General features: G+C 63.2%; 11 protein-coding genes. 4 read left to right on the forward strand and 7 right to left on the reverse strand.

Annotation, left to right across the window (positions count from 1 at the left end):
* Positions 1-107: 107 nt before the first annotated feature.
* Genes betA through betI form a run of 3 tightly spaced genes read right to left on the reverse strand, consistent with a single transcriptional unit; the run spans position 108 to position 3885 of the window.
* A complete protein-coding gene (betA, locus tag AC0L2A_RS08815) occupies positions 108-1769 on the reverse strand; it encodes a choline dehydrogenase (protein WP_473608399.1) in 1662 nt (553 codons plus the stop codon).
* Complete coding sequence (betC, locus tag AC0L2A_RS08820) at positions 1769-3298, reverse strand: choline-sulfatase (RefSeq protein ID WP_473608401.1); 1530 nt, start codon at positions 3296-3298, stop codon at positions 1769-1771. The genes betA and betC overlap by 1 nt, the downstream gene beginning before the upstream one ends.
* Entirely contained in the window at positions 3295-3885 is a 591-nt protein-coding gene (gene betI, locus AC0L2A_RS08825; RefSeq protein ID WP_473608402.1) for a choline-binding transcriptional repressor BetI, read from the reverse strand. The genes betC and betI overlap by 4 nt, the downstream gene beginning before the upstream one ends.
* Positions 3886-4110: 225 nt before the next feature.
* Between betI and AC0L2A_RS08830 the strand changes: the two genes are divergently transcribed.
* From AC0L2A_RS08830 to greA, 3 genes are all read left to right on the forward strand, one after another.
* Entirely contained in the window at positions 4111-5277 is a 1167-nt protein-coding gene (locus tag AC0L2A_RS08830) for an acetyl-CoA acetyltransferase (RefSeq protein WP_473608403.1), read from the forward strand.
* Positions 5278-5406: 129 nt separating this feature from the next.
* On the forward strand, positions 5407-6411 hold the full coding sequence (locus AC0L2A_RS08835) for an asparaginase (RefSeq protein ID WP_473608404.1): 1005 nt from the start codon (positions 5407-5409) through the stop codon (positions 6409-6411).
* A gap of 168 nt (positions 6412-6579) precedes the next feature.
* The gene (greA, locus tag AC0L2A_RS08840) at positions 6580-7053 is read left to right on the forward strand and encodes a transcription elongation factor GreA (protein WP_473608406.1); all 474 of its coding nucleotides are present in this window, start codon (positions 6580-6582) and stop codon (positions 7051-7053) included.
* Here greA and AC0L2A_RS08845 read toward each other — a convergent pair.
* The 4 genes from AC0L2A_RS08845 to AC0L2A_RS08860 form a co-directional block, all read right to left on the reverse strand.
* Complete coding sequence (locus AC0L2A_RS08845) at positions 7050-7439, reverse strand: type II toxin-antitoxin system death-on-curing family toxin (RefSeq protein WP_473608407.1); 390 nt, start codon at positions 7437-7439, stop codon at positions 7050-7052. The genes greA and AC0L2A_RS08845 overlap by 4 nt on opposite strands.
* A complete protein-coding gene (locus tag AC0L2A_RS08850) occupies positions 7436-7657 on the reverse strand; it encodes an AbrB/MazE/SpoVT family DNA-binding domain-containing protein (protein WP_023800850.1) in 222 nt (73 codons plus the stop codon). The genes AC0L2A_RS08845 and AC0L2A_RS08850 overlap by 4 nt, the downstream gene beginning before the upstream one ends.
* 69 nt (positions 7658-7726) lie before the next feature.
* Positions 7727-9850: a methylmalonyl-CoA mutase gene (gene scpA, locus AC0L2A_RS08855; RefSeq protein ID WP_473608408.1), complete on the reverse strand. Its 2124-nt coding sequence runs from the start codon at positions 9848-9850 to the stop codon at positions 7727-7729.
* Positions 9847-11286 (reverse strand): methylmalonyl-CoA mutase subunit beta, encoded by a 1440-nt coding sequence (locus AC0L2A_RS08860; protein ID WP_473608410.1) that lies wholly within the window; start codon positions 11284-11286, stop codon positions 9847-9849. Before AC0L2A_RS08860 ends, scpA begins: the two co-directional genes overlap by 4 nt.
* 257 nt (positions 11287-11543) lie before the next feature.
* On the opposite strand from AC0L2A_RS08860, the gene AC0L2A_RS08865 reads away from it, so the two are divergent.
* On the forward strand, positions 11544-13091 hold the full coding sequence (locus AC0L2A_RS08865; RefSeq protein ID WP_128172653.1) for a helicase HerA-like C-terminal domain-containing protein: 1548 nt from the start codon (positions 11544-11546) through the stop codon (positions 13089-13091).
* The last annotated feature ends 22 nt before the right edge of the window (positions 13092-13113 follow it).

Here is a 13113-nt window from a genome sequence, read left to right on the forward strand (position 1 = left end):
ATGGCTTATCGCATCGGCTCGAAAATCGGAATCGATTTTCGGAAAGCACGATGCGAGGACTAAAAAAGCGATAGAGCGCTTGTGCGTCCGAATGGACGCACGTCGCTCTATCGATCCGACACCTGCCAGCGCGGATTGATCCATGGTTCCTGGTTGGACGGCGCTAGCGGCGTGCGGCCGAGAATGTGGTCGGCGGCCTTTTCGCCGGTCATGATCGACGGCGCGTTCAGATTGCCGTTGGTGACGCGCGGGAAGATCGAAGAATCGGCGATCCGCAGCCCGTCGACGCCGATGACACGGCATTGCGGATCGACGACGCTCATCGCATCATCCTTGCGGCCCATCTTGCAAGTGCCGCAGGGGTGGTACGCGCTTTCGGCGTGATCGCGGATGAAGGCATCGAGATCGTCGTCCGACTGCACCTGCGAGCCCGGCGAGATCTCCTTGCCGCGATAAGGGTCGAAGGCCGACTGGCCGAAGATCTCGCGCGTCAGCCGGATGCAGTGGCGGAACTCGATCCAGTCGTCCGGATGCGACATGTAGTTGAAGCGGATCACCGGCTTCGATCCGGGATCGGGCGAGCGCAGCGTGACGGAACCGCGCGACTTCGATCGCATCGGCCCGACATGCGCCTGGAAACCGTGCGCTTTCGCCGCCGCCTTGCCGTCATAGCGGACCGCCGCCGGGATGAAATGATACTGGATGTCGGGATAGTCGACGCCGGCGCGCGAGCGCACGAAGGCGGCCGCCTCGAAATGGTTGGTTGCGCCGAGGCCCGATTTGAAGAACAGCCATTGCGCGCCGATCAGCGCCTTGGAGAACGGGTTCAGCACCGAATTCAGCGTGATCGGCTGCGTCGATTCCTGCTGGATGTAGAGCTCCATATGGTCCTGCAGGTTGCGGCCGACGCCGGGCCGGTCGGCGATCACCGGAATGCCGTATTCCCTCAGATGTTGGGCCGGGCCGATGCCGGACAGCATCAGGATCTTGGGCGAATTGATCGAGGAGGCAGCAACGATCACTTCACGTCGCGCCTTGATCACCTGAATCCGTCTGCGCACTTCGATCTCAACACCGGTGGCGCGTTGATTCTCGATGATCACCCGTCGGGCGAAGCCCTTGACCAGGCTTACATTTCTCCGCCTCAGCGCCGGCCTGAGATAGGCACTCGCCGCCGACCAGCGGCGGCCGCCGCGAATGGTCTGCTCCATCGGACCAAAGCCTTCCTGCTTCGCGCCGTTGTAGTCGTCGGTCAGCTCGAAGCCGGCCTGACGGCCTGCCTCGACGAAGGCGCCGTAGAGTGGATTCGTCCTTGAGCCGCGCTGCACGGTCAGCGGGCCGCCGTGGCCGCGCCAGCCATTCTCGCCGCCGTTGGCGTCCTCCATGCGCTTGAAGTAGGGGAGCACGTCGGCAAACCCCCAGCCAGCCGCGCCCTGTTCTGCCCAATGGTCGAAATCGCGGGCGTGACCGCGTACATAGACCATGCCGTTGATCGAGGACGAGCCGCCGATGACCTTGCCGCGCGGCGTCGCCAGCACACGGCCGCCGAGATGCGGCTCCGGCTCGCTGGCAAAACCCCAGTCGTAGAGGCTCATATTGAGCGGGATCGACAGCGCCGACGGCATCTGGATCAGCGGCCCGATGTCGCTGCCGCCAAATTCGATGACGATCACCGAATATTTGCCATCCTCCGATAGCCGGTAGGCCATGGCCGAGCCGGCCGAGCCGGCGCCGATGATGACGAAATCCGCCTCAAGACCGTCTGTCATCATTCGCCTCGTGGAAAGCGCTTCTGCTCTTCGAGCAGGTCGAGGTTCATGTGGTTGCGCATGTAACGTTCCGAGGCCTTCTGCAGCGGCTGGAATTCCCAGGGGTAATGCGTGCCGTTGCGCAGCGCCGGATAGACCACCCAGCGGCGCGCCTGGCTGGCGCGCACGGCGGCATCGAAGGCAGCCATGTCCCAGCGCGCCCGGACCTTGCCGGTGAAAGAAGCCACCAAAGCCGCGTGCGCCGGGTCGGCGGCGAGGTTGGTCAATTCCCGCGGATCCGATTCAAGATCAAACAGTTGCGGCGGATCGATCTCGCAATGGATGAATTTGTAGCGGCCCTCGCGGATCGCCACCATCGGCGCGTTGGAGCCTTCGGCCGCATATTCCATCAGCACCGGTGCGGTGCGTTCCTTGCCGTCGAGCAGCGGCAGCAGCGACTGGCCGTCGGTCCATGGCGCAATCGCGCTCATGTCGATGCCGGCGAGGTCGCAAAGCGTCGGCACGACGTCGAGATTGGAAACCGGCGCGTCGATCAGGATGGCCGAAATGTCTTTTCCGGCGATCATCAGCGGCACCCGCGCCGAGCCCTCGAAGAAGCACATCTTGAACCACAGGCCGCGCTCGCCGAGCATGTCGCCGTGATCGGAGCAGAACAGGATGATCGTGTCGTCGAGCATTCGCGTGCGCTCGAGCACCGACAGCAGTTCGCCGACCTTGTCGTCGAGATAGGAGATGCTGGCGAAATAGCCGCGCCGCGCGCGGCGGATCTGCTCGCCGGTGATGTCGAAACTGTCATAGTCGCTGGCGCGGTAAAGCCGCTGCGAATGCGGATCCTGTTCGTCATAGGGGATGAAGCCGACTTCCGGCTCGAGCGCCGGGCAATCCTCGTAGAGATCCCAATAGCGCCGGCGCGCGACATACGGGTCGTGCGGATGGGTGAAGGAGACGGTCAGGCACCACGGCCGGCGCGCGGCATCGTCCGAGACGCGGGCGAAATCATAAAGCTTCTGCACCGCGTGAAAGGCGACCTCGTCGTCATATTCCATCTGGTTGGTGATCTCGGCGACACCGGCGCCGGCCACCGAACCGAGATTATGATACCACCAGTCGATCCGCTCGCCGGGCTTGCGATAATCCGGCGTCCAGCCGAAATCGGCCGGATAAATGTCGGTGGTCAGCCGCTCCTCGAAGCCATGCAACTGATCCGGCCCGACGAAATGCATCTTGCCGGACAGGCAGGCGTGGTAGCCGGCGGCACGCAGATGATGCGCATAGGTCGGGATCGACGAGGCAAATTCGGCGGCATTGTCATAGACCTCGGTACGCGACGGCAACTGGCCGCTCATGAACGCCGCACGGCCCGGCGCGCAGAGCGGCGAGGCGGTGTAATTGTTCTTGAAGCGCGCCGACCGAGCCGCCAGCGCCTTCAGATGCGGCGCATGCAGGAAGTCCGCCGGCCCATCCGGGAACAATGTGCCGTTGAGTTGATCGACCATGACGATCAGAAAATTGGGTCGCTTCGACGTCACTGCGCGCTCCGCTGGCCGAGTTTCGTTTCGAGATAGTCCTCGATCAGCGCGATCGCGGTCGCGGCATTGGGCACGCCGTCCTTCAGCGCGCGCCTGATGTAGAGCCCGTCGATCAGCGCCGCTGTCGCCTCGGCGAGACGGTCGGCTTCGCTTCTCGGCAGGATGCCGGTCAGCCCGCTCAACAGATTGGAATGCAGGCGTCGCGCATAGACCTTGAGCAGCCGGCGCAGCGCTGGCGATTTTTGCGCCTCGACATAGAAGGCGAGCCAGGCGGCTATCGTTTCCGGCTGGAACTGGGCGTCGGAGAAATTGACCGCGACCACCGCCGAAACGCGCTGGCGTGGCGTGCTGGCCGATCGAAGCGCGCGCCGCATGTCGGCGGTCAACTCGGCCAGGATGTGCCGCATCGTCGCCAGCAAAAGTTCGTCCTTGGCGCCGAAATAGTGATGGGCGAGCGCCGAGGATACCCCGGCGCGCCCGGCGATTTCCGACATCGTCACATCAAGCGAACCGCGCTCGCCGATCGCCGAGATCGTCGCGTCGATCAGCGCCCTGCGGCGCAGCGGCTCCATTCCGATTTTCGGCATCTTTGCTCCGGTCCGTTGCGGCAAGATTATTTTTTATTGACGGATCAATCAACAAAAATCCGACGCGATTGTGTGGCAAATGTCAGCTGCCGTGACCAGATATCAAGATCAAGTCGTTGTGTGGTTCTGGCCCCTTTACGAAGTCGCTGGGACGGTTCATTCTTGAACAATGTTGATAGCGCGCCGCGACATCGCGTAGCCCGGCCCGCAGGGATGGAGATAATCATGACAGCATGCATCGTCGGCTGGGCGCATTCGCGCTTCGGCAAGCTCGAAGGCGAGACGCTGGAGGGCCTGATCACCAAGGTGGCTAGCGAGGCGCTCGATCATGCCGGCATCGGTCCGGACGAGGTCGACGAGATCGTGCTCGGCCACTTCAATGCCGGCTTTTCCGCACAGGATTTCACCGCAAGCCTGGTCCTGCAGGCCGACGACCGGCTTCGCTTCAAGCCGGCGACGCGGGTCGAGAACGCCTGCGCCACCGGCTCGGCGGCGGTCAGGCAAGGCATCCGCGCCATCGACGCCAATGCGGCGCGTATCGTGCTGGTGGTCGGCGCCGAGCAGATGACGACGACATCAGGTCCGGAAATCGGCAAGAATCTTCTCAAGGCCTCTTATCTGCCCGAGGAGGGCGACACGCCGGCAGGCTTCGCCGGCGTTTTCGGCCAGATCGCGCAAGCCTATTTCCAACGCTATGGCGACCAGTCGGACGCGCTGGCGATGATCGCCGCCAAGAACCACAGGAACGGCGTCGACAATCCCTATGCGCAGATGCGCAAGGATTTCGGCTATGAGTTCTGCCGGCACGAGAGCGAGAAGAACCCCTTCGTCGCCGGTCCCCTGAAGCGTACCGACTGCTCGCTGGTCTCAGACGGCGCCGCCGCCCTAGTGCTTGCCGACACGGCGACGGCATTGAAGATGCGCCGCGCCGTCGCTTTCCGCGCCAACGAGCATGTGCAGGATTTCCTGCCGATGTCGAAGCGTGACATCCTGGCATTCGAGGGTTGCGAGCAGGCGTGGAATCAGGCGCTGAACAAGGCCGGTGTGACGCTCGACGATCTGTCCTTCGTCGAGACGCATGACTGCTTCACCATCGCCGAGCTGATCGAATATGAGGCGATGGGCCTGGCCAAACCGGGCGAGGGCGCAAAACTGGCGCTCGACGGCGAGACGGCGAAGGACGGTCGGCTGCCGGTCAATCCGTCAGGCGGGCTGAAGGCCAAGGGCCATCCGATCGGCGCCACCGGCGTGTCGATGCATGTGCTGAGCGCCATGCAGCTCGTCGACGAGGCCGGCGGCATCCAGGTGCCCGGAGCAAAGCTCGGCGGCATCTTCAATATGGGCGGTGCCGCGGTCGCCAACTATGTTTCCATTCTCGATCGGATCAGATAAAAACCGCCCGCATTACAGCGCCGCGCGCCCTTCCGGGCGCGCAAAGGACGCTGTAACACTTTGATTTTACGCATGATCCTTTTCGAAAATCGAATCCGATTTTCGAGGTCGTGCGTTAGCGGGGAATTCATGACAAATCCGGTTCTGGTCGAAGTTTTGCGCGGCGCCGTGGTCGAGAGCGCGCATCGTGGCGCCATTGCGGTCTTCGATGCCGATGGCAAGCCGGTCTGGGAAATCGGCGATACGGCTCGCCCGGTGTTCCCGCGCTCGGCGGTCAAGGCGATCCAGGCGCTGCCGCTGGTCGAAAGCGGCGCCGCCGATGCGTACGGTTTCGGCGACCGCGAACTGGCGCTGGCCTGTGCTTCGCATTCCGGCGAGCCGGCGCATGTCGAACTGGCGCGGGCGATGCTGGCCAAGGCCGGGCTGGACGTGGCGGCGCTGGAATGCGGCGCGCATTGGCCGTCGAGCCATGACGCGACAGTTGCGCTGGCCAGCACCGGCAATTTGCCAAACGCGCTGCACAACAATTGTTCTGGCAAGCATGCGGGCTTCCTCTGCACATGCGTCCACGCCGGCGTCGCCCATCGCGGCTATGTCAAATCAGGCCATGCCTCGCAGGAGATGGTGCGCGATGCGATGCAAGCGGTGACCGGTGCCGCTCATGATGTCGATCATTGCGGCACCGACGGCTGCTCGATCCCGACCTATGCCGTGCCGCTGCGCAGCTTCGCGCTCGGCTTTGCCCGCATGGCGACAGGTATCGGCCTTGAATCCGTGCGCGCCAAAGCCGCAAAGCGGCTGCTTTCCGCCTGCATGGGCGAGCCGTTTCTGGTCGCCGGCACGGGCAGGGCCGATGTTGCGCTGATGCAGGCCGCGTCAGGCCGGATTTTTGTGAAGGTTGGGGCCGAAGGCGTCTATTGTGCGGCACTTCCCGAGCTTGGCCTTGGCATTGCACTGAAATGCGATGATGGCGCAGGCCGCGCCGCTGAAGTCACGGTCGCGGCCGTGCTGGCCAGGTTTTTGCACGCCGACAAGGCGCTGGCGGCGATACTGATCGAAGAGGCACATCCGCCCATAGAAAGCCGGATCGGCGCCAAGGTCGGCTCACTCCGCCCCACTGCTGCGCTGAGCTGAGGACGGGCATTCAGCTCGCATGATTGCGTCCGACGGTCAGTTGCGCAAAGCCGCACAAATTCCCAGCGTCCTACCGTCGCGCCGCAGGAATCGTGTCACGCCGGATCGGCAGATCCGGTTTTCCGGCAATAGCTTGTGGAGTCGCCACGCGAGGCATAAGCTCGACTGATGAGCAGAGCCTTCACGCGCGAAGAAGATAGCGAAAACGCCATCGCCGGCATCGGCGAGCGGCCGATCAGCCACCATCGCAATCTGGTGACGCAACGCGGCCTGGCGCTGATGGACGCCGAACTGGCTGCCCTGCGCGACGATCTGGGCAGAGCGGAAAAGAGGGCCGACCGCGAGCGCATCGCGCTCATCTCGCGTGACCTGCGCTACTGGACCGCGCGGCGTGAAAGCGCCGAGCTTTCCGTGCCGGAACCGGGCAGCGACCTGGTTCGCTTCGGCATGGGCGTCACGCTGGAAGGCGATGACGGCAGGAAGGTGCACTGGAAGATCGTCGGCGAGGATGAGGCTGATCCGGCCAAGGGGACGATTTCCCATGTTTCACCGATGGCCTTGGCCTTGTTCGGCAAGAAGGTCGGCGAAATTGCCGTGGTGAACGGCAAGGAGTGGGAAATCGTCAAGCTCTCCGACAATTAGCCCTCGACCTTGACGACATGGTCGCGGAAGAACGCCGCAGCACCCACCTCGTCGATTTCGCCGGCGGCAACGCCCATGACGAACTCATAGATCGTGCCGTTGTCGGCCATCAGCACATAGCCGTTGACAATCAGGAACGCGCCGGCGGCGACGATGGCCGTGCGCTTGTTGCCGTCGACAAAGGCGTGATTTCTGGCGATGCCGAAGATATAGGCCGCGGCCAGATCCTCGATCGATGGATCACCATAGTTGGCCTTGTTCTCGGCTCGGGCGAGCGCCGATTCGAGGGCATTCTCATCCCTCAAACCGTGCGCGCCGCCGTGGCGACGCAACTGCTCGGCGTGCATGGCTTCGACCGCACGCCGGCTCAGGAACTCCCAGCTCATTCGGCGAGCTTCTGAAGCGCGACTTTGTATTTGTCCATGACTTGGCGAGCGGCTTCCATCTGCCGCTCGAAGCTGTCGTCCACTGGCCGAAGGGCGATGCCCTTGCTCGTTTCGACGATCTCAAGCTGATCGCCGGCCTTCAGATTCAGGTGATCGAGAATTTCCTTGGGCAGGATCACGCCTTCGGAATTGCCGATTTTGCGAATGGTCGTGTTCATGGATTCAGCCTCTGTTGCAACGCCAATTATAACTTCATTGTCGGTCGTTGCAACATGGATTATAACAATTCAGCCAGCCTGCAGCAGCCGGTCCATCAGCCGGTCGGCGGCCTCGGGAATAACCGTGCCTGGCGGGAAGATCTCCGCCGCCCCCGCCTGCCGTACCGCCTCATAATCCTGCGGCGGGATGACGCCGCCGGCAACGATCAGCATATCGTCGCGGCCAAGCTTCTTCAGCGCGTCCCTGAGTTCGGGAATGAGCGTCAAATGGCCCGCCGCCAGCGACGAGGCGCCAATGATATGCACGTCGTGCTCGACGCCAAGCCTGGCGATCTCGTCCGGCGTCTGGAACATCGGCCCGACGGTGACGTCGAAGCCGAGATCGGCAAAGGCGGTGGCGATGACTTTCTGGCCGCGATCGTGGCCGTCCTGTCCCATCTTGGCGACGAGAATGCGCGGCTTGCCGCCGGACTTCTCCTCGAACGCGACGATCTTGTCCTGCAGCCGATCGACCACCGGATTGTCGCCGAGCGCCTTGCGATAGACGCCGGAGATCGTCTGGACCGAGGCGACATGGCGGCCAAAAACCTTTTCCAGCGCCAGTGAAATCTCGCCGACCGTGGCGTTGGCGCGCGCGGCGCGAATGGCGAACTCCAGCAGATTTTCGCCACTCTCGGCAGCTCGGGTCAGTGCATTCAGTGCATTCTCCACCGCGCCGACGTCGCGCGTGCCTTTTAGCCGCTGCAGTTTCGACAATTGCCGGGCTCTGACTTCGGCGTTGTCGATCTTCAGCACGTCGACTTTGATATCCGTCTCGGGACGATGGGCGTTGACGCCGACCAGGATCTGCTCGCCGGAATCGATCCGCGCCTGCGTGCGCGCGGCGGCCTCCTCGATGCGCAGCTTCGGTATGTTTTTTTCGGTTGCGGCGGCCATGCCGCCCAGGCTCTCGACCTCTTCGATATGGGCAAGCGCGCGCGCCGCCAGATCATGCGTCAGCCGTTCGAGATAGGCAGAGCCGCCCCACGCGTCGATGATGCGGGTGGTGCCGGATTCCTTTTGCAGGATGAGCTGCGTGTTGCGGGCGATGCGGGCCGAATGGTCGGTCGGCAGCGCCATCGCCTCGTCGAAGGCGTTGGTGTGCAGCGATTGTGTATGACCCTGCGTCGCCGCCATCGCCTCGATCATGGTGCGAATGATGTTGTTGTAAGGGTCCTGCGCCGTTAGCGACCAGCCCGAAGTCTGGCAATGGGTGCGTAGCGACAGCGAGCGCTCGTCCTTCGGCGAGAAGTTCTTCAGCATCAGGGTCGACCACAAAAGGCGGGCTGCCCTCAGCTTGGCGACCTCCATGAAGAAGTTCATGCCGATCGCCCAGAAGAAGGACAGGCGCGGCGCAAAACGGTCGATATCGAGACCCGCCGCGACACCGGCGCGGGCATATTCGATTCCATCGGCGATCGTGTAGGCGAGCTCGAGGTCGGCGGTCGCCCCTGCCTCCTGCATGTGATAGCCGGAGATCGAAATCGAATTGAACTTCGGCATGTGCTGCGACGTATAGGAGAAGATGTCCGACACGATCCGCATCGAAGGTTTTGGCGGATAGATGTAGGTGTTGCGCACCATGAACTCTTTCAGAATGTCGTTCTGAATGGTCCCGGCGAGGTCCTTTTGCGCAACGCCCTGTTCTTCCGCGGCGACGATGTAGAGCGCCATGATCGGCAGCACCGCGCCGTTCATGGTCATCGACACCGTCATCTCGTCAAGCGGGATGCCGTCGAAGAGCTGGCGCATGTCGAGGATGGAATCGATGGCGACGCCTGCCATGCCGACATCACCGGCAACGCGCGGATGATCGCTGTCGTAGCCGCGATGCGTGGCAAGGTCGAAAGCGACCGACAGTCCCTTCTGGCCGGCCGCGAGGTTGCGCCGGTAAAAGGCGTTCGACTCTTCCGCCGTCGAGAAGCCGGCATATTGCCTGATCGTCCACGGCTGCTGGACATACATGGTCGGGTAGGGGCCGCGCACGAATGGCGGCAGGCCCGGATAAGTGTCGAGATGCGGCAACCCCTTGAGGTCGCCCTGGTTGTACAGATGCTTGATGGCCAGTCCTTCCGGGGTCATCCGCTGGCCCTTGACCTCGATCGGCGCCCGGCGCGGCGCCGACCAGCCGATCTGGCTGAAATCCGGAATCATGATGCTGCTCCGATCGATTGATCGATACGGATCGGAAACAGCGGCTCGCACACCGCGACGCCCTCGGTGACCGAGGGCCGCCGCTCCGCCGCCAAGGTTTCGACCGGACGTTCGATCTTCGACGGGTGAAGCGTCGTGCCGATGATGGCCCGGTCGCCCGCCTGATAGGCAGCATTGCGGCGGGCGGCGGCCGCCTGAACCCGTTTCTGGATGTGTCCTTGCTGCAGGCTGGACAGAACGCCGCCTTCCGCCTCGATCCGCTGGAATTCTTCCCACGCCGCTTCGCAGAGTTCGGCAGTCAGCGCTTCAACGGCGCCCGAACCGCAAGCAGGGTCGGCGACATGATCGATATGGCTTTCGTTGGCCATGATCAGTTGCGTATTGCGGGCGATACGGCGGGCAAAGCCCGCCGGCAGGCCATGCGCGATCGTATGCGGCAGGATGGAGACCGAGTCCGCCCCGCCGGCTGCCGCGGCAAAAGCGGCGATCGTGGTGCGCAGGATGTTCGTCTCCGGGTCTGCCGAAGTCATCATGCGGAACGATGTCTCGGCATGGATGTTGGCGGTGGCGGCGGAGATCGAGCATGCCTCCTGGACCCGCGCCCACAGCCTGCGCAGGGCCCTGACCTTGGCCATCGATACGAACTGGTCCTGGTCGACGCTCAGCGCAAAGCCGATATGGGGCGCCGCATAGACAAGCGGCTGGCGCGCCTCCTCAAACATCCGGAGATAGGAGACCGCCGAAGCCATCATGGTGCCCAGCTCCTGCGCTTCGGTGGCACCGGCATTGTGGAAGACGCGTCCGTCTGCCTCCAGCAGGACCCCGGGCACGCCCATCGAGAAAAAGTGCGCCAGGGACTGCGGCATCGACGCCTGCAAGGCCTCGATCGACATCCGCAACCGGCCGGTTCCGGCAAAGATCGCCGCCGGGTCGATGCCGAAGGACAGGTTGAGCTTTGCCGGGTCTGACCGGCGCTTGCTCAAGAACGCAACCAGCCAGTCGGCCACGGCGCGGCTCCAGGGATGCGCGTCGATGCGGACCTGGATGCGGTTGAGCGGCACGCCGTCCAGCACGGTCTCCAGCGCCTCGGCAGTCCTCGGCAGGCCGTAGCCGAACGCATTCGGCGCGCCTTCGAAGACAAGCGACAATCCGGTGGCGCCCTGTGCGACGTCCTCCAGGGCCTGGGCTTTGGCGCGGCCGACATCCGGATCGTCGATACGCTGGCTGACGATCCACGGCGATCCGGGGTTTGCCCGTGGGAGAGGCTCTGCGGTGACCGAACGATCATAAAGCGGTTCGATGCGGATGCCATCGTCCGTATGGGATACGAGTTTTTCCTCGAAGGATCCGCCGGCCAGGGCTTTTTCCGCAAGGGCCAGCCACCGCTGCCGGTCAGGGTTCGGAAGTTCGGCATCGTGGTTCAAGGCACCGGCCATCCGCTCTCCTCGTCTTCTCGGCCGATAGGCCTGGAACGTCAGTCTACGGTTCCCCGTCGCATATCACAATGCAACTCGCGCCCTGCGAGGGTGAACCGTCAACCGATTGCCAAACATGCGCAAAATCCGCAAGCTCCAAAACCCAATTTCGACCATGGCCATTGTCGCTGCGCAATGGCGTCATTATACCTGCGGCGAGCCCCGCTACTTTCAATAGATCAGGGCATTCAACACTTCAGGTTGCGGAGACCCGACACATGGCTGACGACACCAGTATTTTCATCGGAGCCAGCCGAAAGCCTGATGACAGCTACCAGCGCGCCGAAAACCTGCTGCTTCAGTATGGCAATCGTCATGGCCTGGTCACCGGCGCGACCGGCACCGGCAAGACCGTGAGCTTGCAGATTTTGGCGGAAGGTTTCTCCAATGCCGGCGTGCCGGTCTTCTGCGCCGATATCAAGGGCGACCTGTCCGGTATCGCCATGATGGGCGCGGCACAGGATTTTCTGGTCAAGCGCGCCGAGCAGGTCAAGCTCGATCCCTATGATTTCCAGGAATTTCCGGTCATATTCTGGGATCTTTTCGGCGAGCAGGGCCATCCGATCCGCGCCACCGTCTCTGAAATGGGGCCGCTGCTGCTGTCGCGGCTTATGAACCTGTCCGAGGCGCAGGAAGGCATCATGAACATCGCCTTCCGCATCGCCGACGAGGAAGGCTTGTTGCTGCTGGACCTGAAGGACCTGCAAGCGCTTCTTGCCAACATCGCCGAACGCGCCGAAGAAATCGGCGCTCGCTACGGCAATGTGACGAAACCTTCGGTTGGCGCAATCCAGCGCACGCTGCTGGTTTTGGAGCAGCAGGGCGCGACGAATTTCTTCGGCGAGCCGGCATTGCGGATCGCCGACATCATGCGCACCACCCGCGACGGGCGCGGCGCGATCAGCGTGCTGGCCGCCGACAAGCTGATGATGAATCCCCGGCTCTATGCGACATTCCTGTTGTGGCTGATGTCGGAACTGTTCGAGGAGCTGCCCGAAGTCGGCGATCCCGACAAGCCAAAGCTGGTCTTTTTCTTCGACGAGGCGCACCTTCTGTTCGATGACGCGCCGAAAGTGCTGATCGACCGCGTCGAACAGGTGGTCCGCCTGATCCGTTCGAAGGGCGTCGGCGTCTACTTCGTCACCCAGAATCCGCTGGATATCCCCGAGACCGTTCTGGCCCAGCTCGGCAACCGGGTGCAGCACGCTCTGCGCGCCTACACGCCACGGGAGCAGAAGGCCGTGAGGACTGCCGCCGAGACGTTCAGGCCCAATCCTGACTTCGATTGTGCTACCGTGATCACGCAGCTCGGCACCGGCGAGGCGCTGGTCTCGACGCTGGAGGCCAAAGGTGTTCCGTCCATGGTCCAGCGGACGCTGGTTCGCCCGCCGTCGTCGCGACTTGGCCCGATCACGCCTGACGAGCGCCGCACGCTGATCACCGAGAGCCCGGTTGTGGGGCAGTACGATCAGACCGTCGATCGCGAATCGGCTTTCGAGATGCTGCAGAAAAAAGCCAAGGATGCGTTGGACGCGGAGGCACAGCAGCAGGAGAGCGGCGGCTCACGCTGGACCATTCCAGGCTTCGGTAATGATGATCCCGCCCCCCAGCCCACCGGCGGCAGGCGAGCACCGGCGCCGCGAGCGTCCAATCGCCAGACGGTGGCGGAGGCGGCGATCAAATCGGTGGTTCGCTCGGTCGGCACGTCGGTTGGACGGGCGATCGTGCGCGGCATCCTCGGCAGCCTGGCCAGGGGGCGGCGCTGAAAGCACCGCATAGGACCCAAAA

It is taken from the genome of Mesorhizobium sp. WSM4844 (genome assembly GCF_055811775.1).

Coding starts and splice junctions, on each gene's coding strand:
- betA (WP_473608399.1), bottom strand. CDS start 1,769: ATGACAGACGGTCTTGAGGCGGATTTCGTCATCATCGGCGCCGGCTCG.
- betI (WP_473608402.1), bottom strand. CDS start 3,885: ATGCCGAAAATCGGAATGGAGCCGCTGCGCCGCAGGGCGCTGATCGAC.
- AC0L2A_RS08830 (WP_473608403.1), top strand. CDS start 4,111: ATGACAGCATGCATCGTCGGCTGGGCGCATTCGCGCTTCGGCAAGCTC.
- AC0L2A_RS08835 (WP_473608404.1), top strand. CDS start 5,407: ATGACAAATCCGGTTCTGGTCGAAGTTTTGCGCGGCGCCGTGGTCGAG.
- greA (WP_473608406.1), top strand. CDS start 6,580: ATGAGCAGAGCCTTCACGCGCGAAGAAGATAGCGAAAACGCCATCGCC.
- AC0L2A_RS08845 (WP_473608407.1), bottom strand. CDS start 7,439: ATGAGCTGGGAGTTCCTGAGCCGGCGTGCGGTCGAAGCCATGCACGCC.
- AC0L2A_RS08850 (WP_023800850.1), bottom strand. CDS start 7,657: ATGAACACGACCATTCGCAAAATCGGCAATTCCGAAGGCGTGATCCTG.
- scpA (WP_473608408.1), bottom strand. CDS start 9,850: ATGATTCCGGATTTCAGCCAGATCGGCTGGTCGGCGCCGCGCCGGGCG.
- AC0L2A_RS08860 (WP_473608410.1), bottom strand. CDS start 11,286: ATGGCCGGTGCCTTGAACCACGATGCCGAACTTCCGAACCCTGACCGG.
- AC0L2A_RS08865 (WP_128172653.1), top strand. CDS start 11,544: ATGGCTGACGACACCAGTATTTTCATCGGAGCCAGCCGAAAGCCTGAT.